Annotated in this window: 17 protein-coding genes, 2 pseudogenes and 1 riboswitch; of the genes and pseudogenes, 7 read left to right on the top strand and 12 right to left on the bottom strand. The window is 70.2% G+C overall.

The window, feature by feature from the left end:
• The 3 genes and pseudogenes from cobN to TY51_RS12990 all read right to left on the bottom strand — a co-directional run.
• A pseudogene (gene cobN, locus TY51_RS21120) lies at positions 1–2,863 on the bottom strand (cobaltochelatase subunit CobN); the annotation flags it as partial.
• Positions 2,863–3,906 (bottom strand): cobalamin biosynthesis protein CobW, encoded by a 1,044-nt coding sequence (gene cobW, locus TY51_RS12995; protein ID WP_042250128.1) that lies wholly within the window; start codon positions 3,904–3,906, stop codon positions 2,863–2,865. The gene cobW and the pseudogene cobN, both read right to left, overlap by 1 nt.
• 2 nt (positions 3,907–3,908) lie before the next feature.
• Entirely contained in the window at positions 3,909–4,262 is a 354-nt protein-coding gene (locus tag TY51_RS12990) for a DUF1636 domain-containing protein (RefSeq protein ID WP_042250127.1), read from the bottom strand.
• Positions 4,263–4,357: 95 nt separating this feature from the next.
• Positions 4,358–4,585, bottom strand: a riboswitch (cobalamin riboswitch).
• 40 nt (positions 4,586–4,625) lie between these two features.
• Here TY51_RS12990 and cobO point away from each other — a divergent pair.
• The 3 genes from cobO to TY51_RS12975 all read left to right on the top strand — a co-directional run bounded on the left by cobO (position 4,626) and on the right by TY51_RS12975 (position 7,456).
• A complete protein-coding gene (gene cobO / locus TY51_RS12985; protein ID WP_042250126.1) occupies positions 4,626–5,255 on the top strand; it encodes a cob(I)yrinic acid a,c-diamide adenosyltransferase in 630 nt (209 codons plus the stop codon).
• Positions 5,256–5,356: 101 nt separating this feature from the next.
• A complete protein-coding gene (gene otsB / locus TY51_RS12980; RefSeq protein ID WP_042250125.1) occupies positions 5,357–6,079 on the top strand; it encodes a trehalose-phosphatase in 723 nt (240 codons plus the stop codon).
• A 9-nt stretch (positions 6,080–6,088) separates the two neighbouring features.
• The gene (locus TY51_RS12975) at positions 6,089–7,456 is read left to right on the top strand and encodes a trehalose-6-phosphate synthase (RefSeq protein WP_042250124.1); all 1,368 of its coding nucleotides are present in this window, start codon (positions 6,089–6,091) and stop codon (positions 7,454–7,456) included.
• A gap of 246 nt (positions 7,457–7,702) precedes the next feature.
• On the opposite strand, the gene aroQ is transcribed toward TY51_RS12975, so the two are convergent.
• The 6 genes from aroQ to TY51_RS12945 are packed head-to-tail and all read right to left on the bottom strand — an operon-like array spanning position 7,703 to position 12,219.
• Positions 7,703–8,131, bottom strand: coding sequence for a type II 3-dehydroquinate dehydratase (gene aroQ / locus TY51_RS12970; RefSeq protein WP_042250123.1), 429 nt, complete (start codon positions 8,129–8,131; stop codon positions 7,703–7,705).
• Positions 8,132–8,154: 23 nt separating this feature from the next.
• Positions 8,155–8,598: a hypothetical protein gene (locus TY51_RS12965; RefSeq protein WP_197054762.1), complete on the bottom strand. Its 444-nt coding sequence runs from the start codon at positions 8,596–8,598 to the stop codon at positions 8,155–8,157.
• Entirely contained in the window at positions 8,595–9,635 is a 1,041-nt protein-coding gene (locus TY51_RS12960; RefSeq protein WP_042250121.1) for an asparaginase domain-containing protein, read from the bottom strand. Before TY51_RS12960 ends, TY51_RS12965 begins: the two co-directional genes overlap by 4 nt.
• A gap of 33 nt (positions 9,636–9,668) precedes the next feature.
• A complete protein-coding gene (locus TY51_RS12955) occupies positions 9,669–10,694 on the bottom strand; it encodes a histone deacetylase family protein (RefSeq protein WP_042250120.1) in 1,026 nt (341 codons plus the stop codon).
• A 38-nt stretch (positions 10,695–10,732) separates the two neighbouring features.
• On the bottom strand, positions 10,733–11,275 hold the full coding sequence (locus TY51_RS12950) for a DUF924 family protein (protein WP_042250119.1): 543 nt from the start codon (positions 11,273–11,275) through the stop codon (positions 10,733–10,735).
• Positions 11,276–11,286: 11 nt separating this feature from the next.
• Positions 11,287–12,219, bottom strand: coding sequence for a pirin family protein (locus tag TY51_RS12945; protein ID WP_042250118.1), 933 nt, complete (start codon positions 12,217–12,219; stop codon positions 11,287–11,289).
• 152 nt (positions 12,220–12,371) lie between these two features.
• On the opposite strand from TY51_RS12945, the gene TY51_RS24360 reads away from it, so the two are divergent.
• Together TY51_RS24360 and TY51_RS24355 are read left to right on the top strand one after the other, a co-directional pair.
• Positions 12,372–13,310: a VOC family protein gene (locus TY51_RS24360; protein WP_307536735.1), complete on the top strand. Its 939-nt coding sequence runs from the start codon at positions 12,372–12,374 to the stop codon at positions 13,308–13,310.
• A complete protein-coding gene (locus TY51_RS24355; protein ID WP_307536733.1) occupies positions 13,307–13,864 on the top strand; it encodes an alpha/beta hydrolase in 558 nt (185 codons plus the stop codon). The genes TY51_RS24360 and TY51_RS24355 overlap by 4 nt, the downstream gene beginning before the upstream one ends.
• Positions 13,865–13,933: 69 nt before the next feature.
• On the opposite strand, the gene TY51_RS12935 is transcribed toward TY51_RS24355, so the two are convergent.
• From TY51_RS12935 to TY51_RS12925, 3 genes and pseudogenes are all read right to left on the bottom strand, one after another.
• Positions 13,934–14,689 (bottom strand): VOC family protein, encoded by a 756-nt coding sequence (locus TY51_RS12935; RefSeq protein WP_197054761.1) that lies wholly within the window; start codon positions 14,687–14,689, stop codon positions 13,934–13,936.
• A pseudogene (locus tag TY51_RS12930) lies at positions 14,686–15,239 on the bottom strand (NADPH-dependent FMN reductase). The gene TY51_RS12935 and the pseudogene TY51_RS12930 overlap by 4 nt, the downstream one beginning before the upstream one ends.
• Positions 15,240–15,257: 18 nt before the next feature.
• Positions 15,258–16,190, bottom strand: a complete 933-nt coding sequence (locus tag TY51_RS12925) for a ring-cleaving dioxygenase (RefSeq protein ID WP_042250117.1) — start codon at positions 16,188–16,190, stop codon at positions 15,258–15,260.
• A 120-nt stretch (positions 16,191–16,310) separates the two neighbouring features.
• Between TY51_RS12925 and TY51_RS23515 the strand changes: the two genes are divergently transcribed.
• Positions 16,311–16,613, top strand: coding sequence for a LysR family transcriptional regulator (locus TY51_RS23515; RefSeq protein ID WP_231559049.1), 303 nt, complete (start codon positions 16,311–16,313; stop codon positions 16,611–16,613).
• Positions 16,610–17,230 (top strand): substrate binding domain-containing protein (locus tag TY51_RS12920; protein ID WP_231559048.1); only part of this gene is annotated, 621 nt, incomplete at its 3' end. The genes TY51_RS23515 and TY51_RS12920, both read left to right, overlap by 4 nt.

Raw genomic sequence — 17,230 nt, 5'->3', positions numbered from 1 at the left:
GGGCTGGGTCGCGTCCAGATGGTACAGCGCGGGCGCATCGGCCCCTATCCGCGCCATGGCGGCGGCAAAGCCCCCCTCATGCGCGGCGTAATCGGCGGCCAGCAGCAGGTCCGTCTCGGGCAGGTCCTGCGCATGGACAAAGCTGTCGGCGCGGGCCAGCCGGGCCTCCAGTGCATCGCGGGCCTCATGGCTGGCACCATCCGCGCCGATCGCCCAAGCCGAGGCTGCGATCCACGCCTCGCCCGCGGCTTGCCGCGCGGCGTCGGTGAACTCCGTGGGCGCAGTGCCCATGCCCAGCCCGTACTGCCCCGGCTGCGGCCCAAAGACGCGCGGCCCGCGGGCGGCATAGGGGTTCTGGTCCGCCGCCTCGTCCCGTGCGGCCAGGGTCGCGGCGCCGGTCTCGAACAGTTGTGCCAGCACCGGAAACACGTCGCGGAACAGGCCCGACACGCGCAGCGTCACGTCGATCCGCGGCCGTCCCAGCAGGGCGAGCGGCACCACCTCGACCCCCGACACGCGGCCCGATCCGGCATCCCAGACCGGCTTCAGCCCGGCCAGATGCAGCGCCATCGCGAATTCCTCTCCGGCGGTGCGCATCGTGGCACTGCCCCACAGGTCCACGACCAGCCCGCGCGGCCAGTCGCCGTGATCCTGCAGGTGGCGGCGCAACAGCTCTTCGGCCAGCTTGACGCCCTGCGCATGGGCGGATGGCGTCGGCACCGCGCGCGGATCGACGGAAAACAGGTTGCGCCCCGTGGGCATCACGTCCGACCGACCGCGATTGGGTGACCCCGACGGCCCCGGCGGCACGAACCGCCCCGCCAGCGCCGCCGCAAGTCCCGCGCGTTCGGCATCGCCGCACACGCCGCTGCCCCAGATGTGCAGCCCCTCTCCGTACTGACTTTCCTTGATGTCGCAGACAAAGCGGTCGATTCGGGTGATCGCCTCGGCCGCGCTGGCGTCGGGCGGAATGCCTAGATCGTCCTCGACCCCCAGGCGCGGGCCTCCTCGCGGATCGCGGCGATCAGCCGGTCGCGCCGCGCCGGGTCCAGCCCGTCGGCGGTGGAATATTCGTCCAGAGACCGCTCCAGCCCGGCCATGCCGGGTGGTAGAGCGCTGGCCCGCATGGGGGGCGGCATGTGGCCCAGGGTCACCGCCCCGATGCGGCGTTTGGCCTGCGCGGCCTCGCCCGGATCGTTGACGATGAACGGATAGATCACCGGCAGCGTCCCCAACAGCGCCTGCGGCCAGCAATCGCCCGACAGCGCGACCGCCTTGCCCGGCATCCATTCCAGCGTGCCATGCGCCCCCATGTGGATCAGCGCCTGCGCGTCCTGCTCGGCCAGCCACAGATAGAAGGCCACATAGGCATGGCGCGGCACGCGGGTCAGGTCGTGATAGCTGTCCTCGCGCCCCGCACGGTGGCTGCGTTCCGGCTGCAGCGCCAGGATCACCGGGCCGTGCCGACTGACGCGCAGTCGGAACGCGCCGTCCACGCAATCCGGATCACTCTCGGGTTCGCCCCAGGCCGCTTCCAGATCCTCGCGCAACCTTTGCGGCAGCCGCGCCAGCGCCGCGCGATAATCCGCGACCGACCATTCCACGACCCCCGCGGGCAGCCCCGGCAGATCGACCCCCAGCATCGCCCCCACCGCAACCACTGATGCCGGCGCGTCCAGCCCCACCGCATGGGCCTGCTGCCAGTCGCGCCCGGGATAGGTCGACAGCACCACCGCCACGCGGTCCGCGCTCTGCGCCAACGCGCGCCACGCCACGATCCGCCCCACCGCCTGCGCCAGCAGCCCCGCATCGTGCCTGTGCGCGAACCGCGAATATTGCAGGTCCGGGTCACGGGCGCTGACGGCCTTGAAGCTGATCACCCCCGCAAAGATGCGTCCGTCCACCTCTGGCAGGACGACATTCATCGCCAGATCGGACGGCGACAGCCCGCGCTCCGCCGCCAACCAGTCCCGCCGCCGGTTCGTCGACAGCGCCACCTGGAACACCGGACAGGACCAGCCGCCAAAGGGCGCCACGCCCGGCATCTCTCCGTTGCCCAAATACCCATCGACGCCCCCCCCGGAAAACCCGGTCGCGTTGACGACCAGCTCCGGCCCGCCCGGCAGCGCATCCGCCAGCCAGGCACTCAGGCCCGGCGCCTTCAGCGACGGCGCAAAGGCCCCCACCGCAGACATCCCGCGCTCGCGCAGCGCCCGGATCAGCGCGTCGATGGGTGCCACATCGGCCGCCGCCAGCCAGCTGCGATAGAACGTGACCAACGCCGCGACCGGCCCCGGAGCGGCCACCACCCCGCGGTCGGGGTCGTAGAACCCCATCGCGGGCAGCGTCTTGACCCCCGGCACGGGCGCGGCCTGCAGGCCGGATGCGATGGCCATCTGCGCCAGCGCCGCTTGGGCCGCCACCGCGCCCCCTGGTCGCAATGCCGCCGCAGCACGCGCAGGACCGATGGCGGCACGGTCGACATCTCCTCCAGCCGCGGATCGTCGCGCCCGTCGGCGGGCAGCACCGCCAGCGCGATGCCCCGCCGCCGCGCCAGGTCCTGGACCGAGGCCAGCCCATAGGGCCAATAGGCCTCGCCACCGATCAGCCGGATCAGGATGCCCTTGGCTCCCGACAGGGTCTGTTCGACATAGGTGTCGACCGACACCGGATGGCGCAGGGCCACAAGGTTGCACAGCCGGGTGGCCGGCAGCCCCCCCGCCGCGCGCCGCCAGCCTTCCGCGAACGCCCCCAGGTCGCTGTCCGAAAAGGACAGGACCACCAGATCGCCGGGCGTCTGCCCGGGATCATAGGGGGCATCAGACTGCTCCAGCCCGACCTGTTCGCGGAAGATGACGTGCATCAGGCGGGCACGCCTTCCAGCACGGCGCGGATCGCGTCCGGGTTCACGTCGTCATGTTCCGCGATCACCACCAGACGCGACCGGCGCGGGCTGTCGCCCCAAGGGCGGTCGTACTGGTGGCGCACCCGCGCGCCCACGGCCTGAACCAGCAGGCGCATCGGCTTTCCCGCGACGGCCACGTGGCCCTTGACGCGCAGCACGTTCTGCTCGGCGGCCAGCCGCGCGATGCGGGCGGCCAGATCGGCGGGGTCGATGATTTCCGGCAGGTCGATGACGACGGTGTCGAAATCGTCGTGCTCGTGGTCGTCCGCGCCGTCATGGTGGCTGGGCCGGGCGTCCAGGTCGTCCTCGGCGGCCTTGCCCAGGCCCAGGATCAGGCGCGGGTCGATGGCCCCCTCGGTCACGGTCAGGATGGGCAGGGGGCGGGGCAGTTCGGCCTCGATCACCGCGCGGGCGGCGGCGATGCCGTCCGGTCCCGCCAGGTCGGCCTTGGTCAGCAGGATCACGTCGGCGCAACTGATCTGATCCTCGAAGACCTCGGACAGGGGCGTCTCGTGGTCCAGGCTCTCATCGGCCGCCCGCTGCGCGTCCACCGCAGCCACGTCGGGGGCGAAACGACCGGCGGCCACGGCCTCGGCGTCGGCCAGGGCGATCACGCCGTCCACGGTGATCCGCGACCGGATCGCGGGCCAGTCGAACGCCTTCAGCAGCGGCTTCGGCAGCGCCAGCCCCGACGTCTCGATCAGGATGTGGTCGGGCTTTTGCGGCAGCGCCATCAGCGCCTCCAGCGTGGGGATGAAGTCGTCGGCGACGGTGCAGCAGATGCAGCCGTTCGACAGCTCGACGATGTTCTCGGCCGGGCAGCTGTCATCGGCGCAGCCTTTCAGGATGTCGCCATCCACACCCATCGTGCCGAACTCGTTCACGATCACCGCCAGGCGCAGTCCCTGGGGGTTGGCCATCAGGTGGCGGATCAGGGTCGTCTTGCCCGATCCCAGAAAGCCGGTGATCACGGTGACGGGGGTTTTCACAAGGTCGGTCATGGTCACTCCTGCGGGGGGATGCGGGCAAGGCTCTGCTTGCGGAAGATGGCGGGGCGTTCGCGCCACGGCACGATGCCGTCGGCGGTCCCGGCATAGGCGCGGGCGCCCGACAGGATGTCGGCGGCGTCGTCCGGCGTCAGGCGGCCGTAGACGTAGGACCACTTGCCCGGCGCGGACAGCGCGACGGAACAGCCCTGCGAACAGGCGGAAAGGCATTCGACGGGACGGATCTCGACGCCGTCGGGGGCGGTGCGGGACAAAAGGTCCAGCAGGCGCGCGCCGGGGCGCGGCTGGTCTGGATCGGCATCGGGCAGCGCGCCGCGACAGGTGGTGCAGACATGCAGAACGGCGCGCATCGCGGCCCCTTCCCAAATTGCGGCAAGGGGTGTCCGAGAGGAGGCGGCACGGGGCATCCGGCCATCACCTGCCGGTTGCGAAACACCCCGTTCGCCCGTCATCGTCAGGTGCTGGCAGGTCTCCCGGCTTGCGGATTCAGGGGCGGTTGCCCCGACGGTCGTCCCACCTTCCCAGCCCCGGGTCGGGGCCAGTGGATCGGGCGACCTTTCCGGTCACGGTCGCGGGGGCGGCTGCGCTTGGGGTCGCGGGTCTGGTGACCCGGGGCCTTGTCGCATTCCCTCTTCGCCTGTCATAGACAGGAACCAACACGCCCTCACCCAAACCCCCGCACCCGCCGTTTGTCAACCGCAAGGAGCGACCCGATGACGCAGACCGACCCGATTTCCGCCGAGGATCAGGACCGCCACGCCGCCAAGATGGCCAGGAAAAAGGCCGCCCGCGACCGGATGATGGAGACCAAGACCGGCGAAAAGGGGCTGATCATCGTCCATACCGGACCGGGCAAGGGCAAGTCGTCGTCGGGGTTCGGCATGATCATGCGATGTATCGCGCATGGCATGCCCTGCGCCGTGGTCCAGTTCATCAAGGGCGCGTGGGACACGGGCGAACGCACCCTGCTGACCACGCATTTCACCGACATCTGCCAGTTCCACGCCATGGGCGAGGGGTTCACCTGGGAGACCCAGGACAAGTCCCGCGACATTGCCATGGCGCAGGCCGGATGGGCGCGCGCGCAGGACCTGATCCGCGACCCGGCCATCCGCATGGTCCTGCTGGATGAGATCAACATCGCGCTGCGCTATGGCTATCTGGACGCGGCAGAGGTGGTGGCGTTCCTGCAGGCGGAAAAGCCCGCCATGACCCATGTCGTGCTGACCGGCCGCGGCGCCCCCGACGCGCTGATCGAGGCCGCCGATCTGGTCACCGAGATGACCCAGGTTAAGCATCCGTTCCGGTCGGGGATCAAGGCGCAGGCGGGGGTTGAATACTGATCCTGCAGGGGTCCGGGGTAAAAAACCTCACGCGACGGTGAACCTCCGGGGGCATTTCCGGGTTCCCTTTGGTATATCCCATTCGCCGGAGCCCCCCTGACGTGACCCCACCCCCGCTTGCCCCCGACGCCGCCCTGTTCCTGGATTTCGACGGCTGCCTGGTCGATATCGCCCCCAGGCCCGACGCGGTGATCGTCTCGCAGGCGCTGCGCGACCGTTTGTCGGCGCTGTACCGGCGGCAGGGGGGTGCGGTGGCGCTGATCTCGGGGCGCGACGTGGCCGATCTGCGCGGCTATCTGGACGGGTTCGCGGGCATCGTCGCGGGCAGCCACGGCGCCGAACTGTCGCTGCGCCCCGGCAGCATCGACACCCTGCACCGCGTCGATTTCGACGCCCGCCCGCTGCATGCCGCAGCCCATGCCGCCGCCGCGCCCCATCCCGCCCTGCTGGTCGAGGAAAAGCCCCACGGCGTCGCGCTGCACTATCGCGACGCGCCTGACCTCCGCGCTTTTGTCGAAGGGGTGATGCAGGATCTGGCCACCGTGAACCCACATCTGGTCCTGCAGCCCGCCAAGATGGCGGTCGAACTGCGCCCCGGCGGCGTGGGCAAGGACAGCGCGCTGGCGCATCTGATGACCCTGGAGCCCTTTGCCGGACGCCTGCCGGTCTTTGCGGGCGACGACACCACCGACGAACCCGCCATGGCCGAGGCGCAGGCCCGGGGCGGTTTCGCCATCAAGATCGGCGACGGCCCGACTGCCGCCCGTCACCGCCTGTCCGACCCTGCCGCGCTGGCCGCCTGGCTTGACGCATCGCTGAATTGAGGAATGCCAATGTCCACCGAACCGCGCCTGATCGTCGTCTCGAACCGCCTGCCGCTTGGGGACGATCCCTCTGGCGGGCTGGTGGTGGCGCTGGAGGACGCGCTGCGCAGTTCCGGCGGGCTGTGGGTGGGGTTTTCGGGAGAGGTGACGGACGATCCCGCACCCGACCTGCAGGACCATCCGGGGGCGGCATTCCAGCGGCTGTCCTTTGACCTGACGCCACAGGAACATGACGAATACTATCTGGGCTATTCCAACTCGATCCTGTGGCCGCTGTGTCATGGGCGTCCGAACCTGATGCGCATCCGGCCCGAATACCTGGACGGCTATTCCAAGGTGAACGCACGCATCGCGCGGATGCTGCTGCCGGTGCTGCGCCCCGACGACCGGATCTGGGTGCAGGACTATCACCTGTTCCCGCTTGCCGCCGAACTGCGCGCGCTTGGGGTCGAAAACCCCATCGGGCATTTCCTGCACATTCCCTTTCCCGGCCCGGCCGATTGCGGCGCCTTGCCGAACCCCGCGCAGCTGTTCGACTGGCTGTCCCATTACGACCTGCTGGGGTTCCAGGCCGATCGCGACCTGGGCGCATTTGCCGAAAGCGCGCGCCAGCTGGCTGATGGCGACCAGGTTGCGCCCGACCGGTTCCGGCTGTCGGGGCGCATGGTCCGCACGCAGGTCTTTCCCATTGGCATCGACGCCAAGGCCTTCATGGATGAGGCGGCCGAGGCCCCCGACAGCGACCGCATGCGCCTGTTGACCGGGGCCAAGATGATGATCGGCGTCGACCGGCTGGATTATTCCAAGGGCATCCCGCAGCGGTTCCGGGCCTATCAGCTGCTGCTGGAAAAGATCCCCGACCTGCACGAGAAGATCTCGTTCCTGCAGATCGCGCCCCCGACGCGGGGCGAGGTCGAGGCCTATCAGGACATCCGGGAGGAGACCGAACACCTGGCCGGCCGCATCAACGGCCAGTTCGCGACGCTGAACTGGACGCCGATCCGGTTCATTCACCGGCCGTTTCCGCGCCCCGTGCTGGCGGGCCTGTACCGACAGGCGCGCATCGGGCTGGTGACGCCCCTGGCCGACGGGATGAACCTTGTGGCCAAGGAATACGTGGCCGCCCAGAACCCTGACGATCCGGGCGTCCTGATCCTGTCGCGCTTTGCCGGCGCGGCCGAGACGATGGCCGAGGCGCTGATCATCAACCCGCACGACCCCCACGACCTGGCCGTCGCGATGGCGCAGGCGATGCGGATGTCGCAAGCCGAACGTCGCGACCGCCACGCGGCCCTGTTGCAGGGCGTCGTGGACCACGACGTCGCTTGGTGGTCGCGGACCTATCTGCAGGCGCTGACACGCCAGGACATAGGCTGATTCGCGCAGTCTGTGCCCAAAATCCGGGCACAGGCCCCCGATTGCGCCCGGTTCCGGTGCAGCGCACGTCCCGGTTGAGGGAATGGCGCGCCGCGCGGTGACAGCGACGCGATGCGGGCGCAAGGTGAACTCATGAAGCAGATGCTTCGTGGCGTCCTCCTCCCGGTCCGGCCACGGACACTTCGGAAAGCCGCCGGTCCTGCCGCCCCCCTCCTCCCTGCGGTCAGGCCCGGCGGTCTTTTCGCCTCAGCCGATCAGACCCGCCACATGGCGCAGCGCGGCGGCATAGCCGTTCAGTCCCAGCCCCGCGATCACCCCGTCTGCGCGCTTTGACACGAAGGAATGGTGGCGGAACGCCTCGCGTTTGTGGACCTGGCTGATATGGACCTCGATCACCGGGCCGTCGAAGGCGTTCAGCGCGTCCAGGACGGCGACCGACGTGTGGGTCAGCGCCGCCGGGTTGATGACGATGGCCGCGGCCTCCAGCCGGGCCTCGTGGATCCAGTCGACGATCTGGCCTTCCCAGTTGGACTGCAGAAAGCGGATGTCATGGGGCGCGGCGGCCTTGCGGCACAGCGCCTCGAGGTCTGCCAGCGTCTCGTGGCCATAGACCTCGGGTTGGCGCTGGCCCAGCAGGTTCAGGTTCGGACCGTTCAGGACATGGATCAGCGGCATCGGGGTCTCCTTGCTGAGGATTGCTAGCGCGCGCCGGGGTCAGCCCGCAAGCGCGGTGACGGGGGCGGCGCTGTGGGCGGGTCGATCATGCGCAGGGCCACGGGATCGTCCGACAGGATCGCCACCGCACCGGGGGCCGGCGGCCCTGACCACAGCACCGCCCCGTCATGACCGATCAGCGCCAGCCGGTCGCCGCGCATCCGCAGCACCCCCGGACCGGGCGCGCGCCACAGGACCACATCGCCCTGCGTCAGCCGCGGCCCGGCATCGGGGTCATTCTCCAGCCGCGCCCGGCCGCAGGTCAGCGCCTGTCCCGGCCACAGCGGCCCGTCCATCCTGTCGGTCGGCGCGCATTCCCCGGCCAGGCTGCGCGCCAGCAGGGCCGTCAGCGTGGCGCGGTCCCACCCGTGATGGGGCGCGGCGGCGGTCAGGACCACCATCTTGGCCAGCGCCGCCACGGGCGTCATGTCGCCCCCCGCGACGGCCCGGTGGCGGCGATCCACGCCCCCGCGGCATAGTCGAAGGCGCCGACCTGTCCGCCGATCACCCGACTGGCGATCAGCACGGGGACGCCCGCGGCGGTCAGGACGTGCGCCATCGCGCCCTGTCCCGCGGGGACATTGCCGGGGCCGAACCCCTCCAGCACCAGTCCGGTCGCGCCTTGGTCCAGCGCTGCCTGCACCTGCTGCGCCAGCATTGGCGTAGAGGCGCGGTGATCGGCGGGCACGGACGCGATCTGGACCACGCGCTGATCGTCGATGCGGGCCTGGACCGCGTCCAGTTGCGCCAGCGCCCGCGCGCGGGCCGAGGCCGCGTCCAGCGCCAGGTCGGGCGTGGCGGGACCGGGCAGCGGCGTGACCGTGCCCCTGCGGATGCCGATGCCGCGTTCGGCCAGGGGCGCCAGATGCGGGCTGTCGAAGGCTGCGAAACGCGTCGTCGACACCTTGAGCGCGCGGGCCCCGCGCAGCAGGCGCCCGTCGAAAAAGATCGCGACCTCGGGCAGGCGCAGACGCGTACAGGCCAGCGCCCCGGTCAGGTTGGCCAGCGCGTCGCTGCCCGCGTTCAGGACCAGCCCGGCGGGGGTGTCGGTGAACAGCGGCAGCTGCGCGCCGGTCAGGATCACCGGTTTGGACAGCGCCGCGCGCGCCAGCCCCAGATCGTCGAAGACGTTGAGCAGCAAGGGCAGCGCCGCGCCGGTGTAATCCATCGTGTCGGTGCCGTGCAGGATCACGAAGCCGTCGTGGTCGTCGTACAGCTCCAGCACCCGGCGCGCGATCCGGCACCAGTCGGACGGGCGCAGGTCGGTGCTGTCCAGCGTTCCGGGCCCGTCATCCGAAAACCGCAGCCCGGTGTCGAAATGCAGCGCGACCCCTGGCAGGGCCGCCGCCAGCGCCGGTCCCAGCAGGTCGTGCGCGGCGCGGGCAAAGCGGGCCGCCGCCATGGGGGCCAGCGGCTGGCCCGTGCTGCTGATCGTGCCGCCCGTGTTGATGATGCAGATGCGCATGAGGGTCCCCCGTTCCGGACCGCTATAGAACGCTCAGGCGGTGCCGATCCAGCCCCGCAGAAAGCTGGCGAGGTTGTGGGTCAGATCCTCGGACAGATAGCCGCCCTCCTGGACGATGACGGTGGGCAGGCCTGCGGCGCGGATGCGGGCGGCGGCACGGGCGAAACCGGGGGTGGTGACGCGCAGCCCGCGAAAGGGATCGTTCTCGTGCGCGTCCAGCCCCAGGGCCAGCACCAGCGCGCCCGGCGCGAAATCCGCGATCCGCTCCAGCGCGCGGTCGATCGCGTCCAGCCAGACCGCATCGTCGGACCCCAAGGGCAGCGGCAGGTTCAGGTTGGTGCCGGCGGGCCCCACCTCGTGCGCGTGGCCCAGGTAAAAGGGATAGAACGCGTCCGGGTCGGCATGGACGGACACGGTCAGCACGTCGGCGTGGTCAAGGAAGATCTCTTGCGTGCCGTTGCCGTGATGCACGTCGATGTCCAGGATGGCGACCCGGTCATGTGCCCCGCGCAGCGCCTGCGCGGCGATGGCGGAATTGTTCAGGAAACAGTGCCCCGCCGCCGTGTCGGCATCGGCATGGTGCCCCGGCGGTCGGCACAGCGCATAGGCCGCGCCCGCGCCGTCCAGCACCGCCCGGCTGGCCGCCAGCGCCGTGTCGACCCCGCGCAGCGCGGCGGCATGGGTATGGCGTCCAAGCGGGCAGCCGGTATCGGCCATGTGCCACCCCGCCCGCCCGGTGATCCCCGACGGATAGGTCTGGCCGGCCTTCTGCGGATGCAGGTTGGCCACGACCTCGGCCCCCGCGCCGGGGGCGGTCTGCCATTCGTCCCACGCCGTTTCCAGGAACTGCAGGTACCGGGCGGTGTGGATCGCATGCATCGGCGCGCGGTCGGTGACCGGCGGATCGGTCACGGTCAGCCCCGCCTGCGCGATGCCCGCCAACAGGCGGTCGGCCCGTTCGGCGGTTTCCTTGTTGGCCATCGGCACCCCCCGCAGCATCCAGAACTGGGGGTCGTGGGCGGCGGTGTCGGGCGCGTAAAAGCAGGGAAGATGATCCATGCGGTGCAGGCTAGGGGCCCCGCACCGCATGGGCAAGATCAGAAGCCCTTGTGGGTTTCCAGAAACGTGGCCTCATCCGGCGTGCTGTCGCGGCCCAGGATCGCATTGCGGTGGGGAAAGCGGCCAAATTGCGCCACGATGTCGCGATGCTCGCGCGCGAAATGCAGTGAGTGGTCGTTGCCCAGCTGTTCGTACAGCGTCACCGACCGGTCCTGATCGGCAATATCCTCGCTGTGCATGAAGGGCAGGTAGAAGAACTGCCGCCGGTCGGGCGCCTGTCCCAGATCGTGGCCCCGGTCCAGCGCCGTCCGCGCATGGCGCAGCGCCAGGTCGTTCGATTCAAAACTGCGCGGCCCGCCGCGATAGATGTTGCGCGGGAACTGGTCCAGCGCGATCACCAATGCCAGGGCACTGTCGGACGCGTCCATCCAGTCGTCCAGATGGCCTGCATGCGCGGCCTCATAGGTGTCGCTGAAGCGGGCGGCGATGTCGCGGTCGATATCGTCCGACTTGGCGAACCAATAGGGGCGCATCTGGTCCGAGAACCAGAATTCCAGCACCTCGTGGGGGGTCTTGGGCATGTCTCTCTCCGTCACGGCAAGGGGATGTGTTCGTCGCGGTCGCCCGGCGGCAGGTCGAACCGTCCTTGCCCCCAACGCGCCTCGCGCCATTCCTGTTTCGCGGCCTCGATCCGTTCGCGCGATGACGCGACGAAATTCCACCAGATGTGGCGCGGCCCGTTCAGCGTGGCGCCGCCAAGCGCCATCAGCCGCGCCCCCCGGTCGCCCGCAGCAACCGTGATCGCGTCGCCGGGGCGGAACACCATCATCTGGCCGGACTGAAACTCCTGCCCCGCGATGCTGACGCTGCCTTCGGTGATGTAGATCCCGCGATCCTCATGGTCGACGGGCAGGGGAAAGCGGGCGCGGGCGGCAAGCGTCACGTCCAGATAGAAGGTGTCGGAATGCATCGTCGCAGGCGCCACCTCGCCATAGGCGCGACCCAGGATCAGCCGCGCCTCGATCCCCTGGTCGCGGATCTCGGGCAGGGCGTCCGCCGCATGATGCTCGAAGCTGGGGGCGATGTCCTCTGCCTCCTCGGGCAGGGCGATCCAGGTCTGGATGCCCAAGAGGCTGCTGGGACCGGCACGCACGGCCTCGGGGCTGCGTTCGGAATGGGTGACGCCGCGCCCCGCCACCATCCAGTTCAGCGCGCCGGGCGTGATGATCTGATCGGCGCCGGTGCTGTCCTGATGCTGAAAGCTGCCGCGATAAAGATAGGTGACCGTGCCCAGCCCGATATGGGGGTGCGGGCGCACGTCGATGCCCTGATCGGTCAGGAATTCCGCCGGGCCCATCTGGTCGAAGAAGATGAACGGCCCGACCATCTGGCGTTTGGGGGCGGGCAGGGCGCGGCGCACCTCGAACCCGCCCAGATCGCGGGCGCGGGGGATGATCAGCGTCTCGATGGCCTCGGCAGCGATGGCATCGGGGCATCCGGGGGTCAGGGCGGGGTTCCAGCTCATGGCGTTCTCTCCTGTGCTGCCCTGAAGGGTGGGGCTTTGCGGGTCCTGGGGCAAGCGTGCAGCCGTTCGGCCTGCGCGAACGCCGGGTTGCGCACGACCCCCGTGGTGCCGAACGCCGGCGCGGGCATCTTGGATCCTGAAAGGAGGTCGCCATGTCGGGACTTCATCATGTGACGGCCATCACGCGCGACGTGCAGGCCAATGTCGATTTCTGGATGGGCTTTCTGGGCCTGTCGCTGGTCAAGCAGACCGCAGGGTTCGAGGATGCCGAACAGCTGCACCTGTTCTATGGCGACGCCACCGGCACGCCTGGATCGCTTGTCAGCTTTCTGGTCTGGCAGGACGGTGCGCCGGGCCGCGTGGGCCATGGCCAGGTCGCGGAAATCGCGCTGGCCGTCCCCCGCGCGCGGATCGGCGACTGGCTGACCCGCGCCATGCAGCACGGATTGCGCATTGAGGGGCCGGTTCGCGAATTCGGCGCGCCGGTGCTGCGCCTGCGCGACCCGGACGGGATCATCGTCAAGCTGGTCGGCGGGGACATCCCCGATGTGGGCTGGCCTGCAGCCCCCGCCCGCATGCAGGGCGTCACCCTGTGGTCGCATGACGCCCCCGCCACGGCGGCGTTCCTGGCGCGGTTCGGCTATGCCCCGCAGGGGACTGAAGGCGGCGTGACGCGGCTGGCATCCGATGCTGACGTGATCGACATCCGCGATGCGGGCGGTTTCGTGCCGGGCATTCCGGGGACCGGGGTGATCGACCATGTGGCCCTGCGCGTGCCGGACGTCGAGGCGATCGATGCGCATCGCGCCGCGCTGACCGATGTGACGGTCCATGACCGGCTGTACTTCACCTCTCTCTATGTCCGCGATCCGGCGGGCATCCTGATCGAATTGGCGACCGACGGCCCCGGCATGGCCGTGGACGAGGACGACCTTGGCCGGACCCTGAAGGTCCCGCCGCACATGACCGACAGCACCGACCTGCGGCTGCGCCTGCCGCAATTTGCCCGACCGGGCGAGGAAAGGACCCCCATGCGCGATCTGCCCTTCATCCATCGCATCCACACCCCCGACGACGCCGACGGTCGGTGATCCTGCTGCTGCACGGCACCGGCGGGTCGGAATCCGACCTGATGCCGCTGGCCCACCGCATCGCGCCGCGCGCGACCCTTCTGGGCCTGCGCGGACGATCGACCGAGGAGGGCGTGGCCCGGTTTTTCCGCCGCCTGTCGATGGCCAGCTTTGACCAGGACGACATCCGGTCCGAAGCGGCGGCCTTCGCGGGTTTCTGGGACGGCGCGATGGCGGCCTATGGCCTGGACCCCGCGCGGCTGACGGTGCTGGGCTATTCCAACGGCGCGAACTTTGCGGGGGCGGTGATGGCGCTGCATCCGGGGCTGATCGCGCGGGCGATCCTGATCCGGCCGATGCTGGTGCTGGACCCGGTCCCGCAGGCTGACCTGTCGGGCGTCCGGGTACTGACCCTGCAGGGGGCGCGCGATCCCTATGGGCATTACGCGCCGGCGCTGAACGACTGGCTGGCCGCCAGCGGGGCCGATCTGGATGCCCGCGTGACCGCCGCGGGGCACGAGATCGCGCCTGCTGACCTGACCGCCGCCAGCGCCTGGCTGGCCGAAACCATGTGATGAAAAAGCCCCGCCTCCGGTTTTGCCGGAGGCGGGGCGCACTGATCAGACTGTGTACGGCGCTATAACTCAGACAAATCGAAAGCGGTTCCCAAACGGATCGGTGAGCGGCGCCGACGCGCCGGCCTGTCCGGTCAACGCGACGTGATGCAGCCCCGCTGCGCCGTCCGGACGCAGGCCCGCGCCCCGGCTGTTCCAGGTATTCGCCGCCAGATGGTGGTGATAGCCGTCCCATCCGTACCAGCCCCCGCCCTGCGCGTCATAGGTGCGTGTCAGGCCAAGCGTGCCGTGCAGAAAGTCGTGCGCCGCGTCCATCGCACCCGCCTGCAGGTGGACATGGCCGATGGTGGTGCCGGCGGGTGCGCCCTGCCAGGGACCGTTCGCCGCATCCGCCAGGTCGTTCAGGTCCAGCCGCGCGGTGAACATCTCGACCCGGTCGCCGTCGCGGATCCAGTCGGACGCGGGGCGGTCGCGATAGACCTCGATGCCGTTGCCTTCGGGGTCGTCCAGGTACAGCGCCTCGCTGACGCCATGATCCGACGCGCCGGTCAGCCGCACGCCCGTATCCGCGGCATGGTGCAGCCAGCGGCCCAGATCGGCCCGGTCTGGCAGCAGGAAGGCGGTGTGGAACAGGCCCGCGTCGCGCGGATCGCGCGGGGCCGCGGCGGCGTCGCCCAGCAGGCGGATCAGCACCCGCCCGCGCGCGCCCAGGTCGCGCTGTTCGCCGTCCCCGCCCATCGGCTCCAGCCCAAGCGCGGTCTCATAGAACCGCGCCATGCCGGGCAGGTCGCGCACGGTCAGCGCGACATGGGCGATGGCGGTCACGACCGGCCCTGGCCGATGGACCCGGCAAAGCCCGCCACGAATTCGGCCAGCTTTTCGCGGGTCTGGTGTCGGTCAGGGTGCCTTGGTCGTCGAACAGGTCGCCCGCGCGCGACACCATCAGTCGCCCGTCCCACCAGGGGCGGGTGGCCAGCATCCGCAGCACCGGCAGCCAGTGCGACTGCGCATGCGCGGTTCCGAAATTGCCGGGCGACGCGCCGATGACGGCCACCGGCTTGCCCTTGAAGGCGGCCATGCCCTGTCCGCGCGACATCCAGTCGATGACGTTCTTCAGCACGCCCGGCACGCCGTTGTTGTATTCCGGGCTGACCAGCAGCAACCCGTCGGCGGCGGCCAGCTGGTCGGTCAGCGCGCTGACCGCGGCGGGAATGCCCGACGCGGCCTCCAGGTCGCCGTCATACAGCGGCACCTGCGCGATGTCGCCGATGGTGATCGTCACCCCGTCGGGGGCGGCATCCGCCGCCGCCCGAAGCAGGCCGGAATTCAGCGATGCCCGACGCAGGCTGCCGGATAGTCCCAGGATCGTGGTCATCGCGTCACTCCTTGATGTTCAGACCAGGGGTTTCAGCCCGGCCTCGATCTGCTGGCGCTTGCCCTCCAGGAACGGGGGCAGGGACAGGCCCTCGCCCATCGTCTCGAAGGGTTCGTCCACGTCAAAGCCCGGCCCGTCGGTCGCCAGTTCGAACAGGTTGCCCCCCGGCTCGCGGAAATACAACGACCGGAAATAGAACCGCTCGACCTCTCCGCTGCTGGGCACGCGGAACCGGGCCACGCGGTCGGTCCAGGCGGTCAGGGCGGCGGTGTCGGGCACGCGGAAGGCCACGTGATGCACCCCGCCCGCGCCTTGGCGCGCCTGCGGCAGGCCGGGCTGGACCGCGACATGCAGTTCGGCCGCGGCGCCGCCGTCGCCCATCTCGAACACGTGGACCTGGCCCTGACCATCGGGGCTGGCATAGTCCCGCACCAGGCGCATGTTCATGACCTGCGTCAGCACGGCTTGTGTCGGCGCCAGTTCGGGAACCGAGATGGTGATCGGCCCCAGGCCGTGGATCTGGTGTTCGGCGGGAACGTCGCTGCGGTCCCAGGGCTGGCCCGCCGGAGTGGGGGCGGCGATCAGGCGCAGGCGCTGCCCCTCGGGGTCCTCGACGTCCAGGGTCGGGCGGCCGTCCAGCGTGGTGATCTTGCCCGACAGGCCCGACAGGCGGTCGGCCCAGTAATCCAGGCTGTCCGCGCCCACGCGCAGCGCCGTGCGGGTGATCGCGTTCGTGCCGCGCCGTTCGGGGGCGGCGGGCCAGTCGAAGAAGGTGATGTCGGTGCCGGGGCTGCCCGCCCCGTCCGCGAAGAACAGGTGATAGGCCGAGGTGTCGTCCTGGTTCACGGTCTTCTTGACCCGGCGCAGGCCAAGCGTCTCGGTATAGAACTGGTTGTTGCCCCGCGCATTGGCGGTGATGGCCGTCAGGTGATGGATTCCGGTCAGCTGCATGGCAGGCTCCTTTCCTTGCTTGGGATGAATATGGCGCAGGCGGGGCGTTCGCGGCACCCATGCGCGCGGCAACGCCGCGTTCGGTTCTTGCGAACGACTGGCGGCATGATAGGGTGCGGCATGAGTTGGACGATCACGGATATTCGGACCTTTCTGGCGGTCCTGGATGCGGGCAGCATCTCGGGGGCTGCGGCGCGGTCGGACCTGTCCAAATCCGTCGTCAGCAAGCGGATCACCGATTTCGAGGCCGCCTTGGGCGTCGCGCTGTTCACTCGGCACGCGGGGCGGATCGCGCCCACCGACAGCGCGCTGTCCCTGGCCGAGCGGTTGCGCCCGGCGCTGGCCGAACTGGTCGCCGCCACGGAAAGCGCCGCCGCCCCCGAGGCCGCGTTGCGCGGGCGCTGGCCATCGCCGCGCCGATGAGTTTCGGCATCCGCCATCTGGGCCCGGTGATCGCGGGGTTCGCCCGCGCGCACCCGGAGTTGGAGATCGTGCTGGATTATGACGACCGGCAGGCCGATCTGGGTCGGGCGGGGTTCGACCTGGGCCTGCGCATCGGGCATCTGAAGGACAGCAGCCTGATGGCGCGCCGCCTGTGCGAGGATCCGCGCGCCTTGGTCGCCAGCCCCGATTACCTGTCGCAGCACGGCGCGGTCGCAGCACCCGGCGATCTGGCGGGGCACGAGGTCATCGGCTATCTGAACGCGCGGCTGGCCGAGATCTGGCCCTTTGGCGCCGAGATCCCGCCGCCCCGGCAAAGCCGGGTGTCGGCCAACAACGGCGAGGCGATGCGCGACCTGGCCATCGGCGGGCTGGGGCTGGCGCTGCTGCCGCTGTTCATCGTCCATGACGCGCTGCGCGACGGGCGGCTGGTGCGGCTGCTGCCCGACCTGGCGCAGGACCCGCTGCCGATCAGCGTGGTCTGGCCACCGATCCGGCCGCTGCCCCGCAAGACGCGCGCCTTTGTCGATCACATCGCGGCGGCCTTTGCCGAGGATCCCCCGTGGCAGCGTGGTCTGGTGCGTCCCGCGACGGCCGGG

The organism is Paracoccus sp. PAMC 22219, from assembly GCF_000787695.1.
GTDB lineage: Bacteria > Pseudomonadota > Alphaproteobacteria > Rhodobacterales > Rhodobacteraceae > Paracoccus.
This window is presented reverse-complemented; position numbering and strand designations above follow the sequence as displayed.

Excerpts from the sequence above, each read along its gene's own strand:
- TY51_RS12950 (WP_042250119.1), bottom strand. The coding sequence starts at position 11,275 with ATGCCCAAGACCCCCCACGAGGTGCTGGAATTCTGGTTCTCGGACCAG.
- TY51_RS12990 (WP_042250127.1), bottom strand. The coding sequence starts at position 4,262 with ATGCGCGCCGTTCTGCATGTCTGCACCACCTGTCGCGGCGCGCTGCCC.
- aroQ (WP_042250123.1), bottom strand. The coding sequence starts at position 8,131 with ATGCCGCTGATCCATGTCCTGAACGGTCCGAACCTGAACCTGCTGGGC.
- TY51_RS12965 (WP_197054762.1), bottom strand. The coding sequence starts at position 8,598 with ATGACGCCCGTGGCGGCGCTGGCCAAGATGGTGGTCCTGACCGCCGCC.
- TY51_RS23515 (WP_231559049.1), top strand. The coding sequence starts at position 16,311 with ATGAGTTGGACGATCACGGATATTCGGACCTTTCTGGCGGTCCTGGAT.
- TY51_RS24360 (WP_307536735.1), top strand. The coding sequence starts at position 12,372 with ATGTCGGGACTTCATCATGTGACGGCCATCACGCGCGACGTGCAGGCC.
- cobO (WP_042250126.1), top strand. The coding sequence starts at position 4,626 with ATGACGCAGACCGACCCGATTTCCGCCGAGGATCAGGACCGCCACGCC.
- TY51_RS12945 (WP_042250118.1), bottom strand. The coding sequence starts at position 12,219 with ATGAGCTGGAACCCCGCCCTGACCCCCGGATGCCCCGATGCCATCGCT.
- TY51_RS12955 (WP_042250120.1), bottom strand. The coding sequence starts at position 10,694 with ATGGATCATCTTCCCTGCTTTTACGCGCCCGACACCGCCGCCCACGAC.
- TY51_RS12960 (WP_042250121.1), bottom strand. The coding sequence starts at position 9,635 with ATGCGCATCTGCATCATCAACACGGGCGGCACGATCAGCAGCACGGGC.
- TY51_RS12975 (WP_042250124.1), top strand. The coding sequence starts at position 6,089 with ATGTCCACCGAACCGCGCCTGATCGTCGTCTCGAACCGCCTGCCGCTT.
- cobW (WP_042250128.1), bottom strand. The coding sequence starts at position 3,906 with ATGACCGACCTTGTGAAAACCCCCGTCACCGTGATCACCGGCTTTCTG.
- TY51_RS12925 (WP_042250117.1), bottom strand. The coding sequence starts at position 16,190 with ATGCAGCTGACCGGAATCCATCACCTGACGGCCATCACCGCCAATGCG.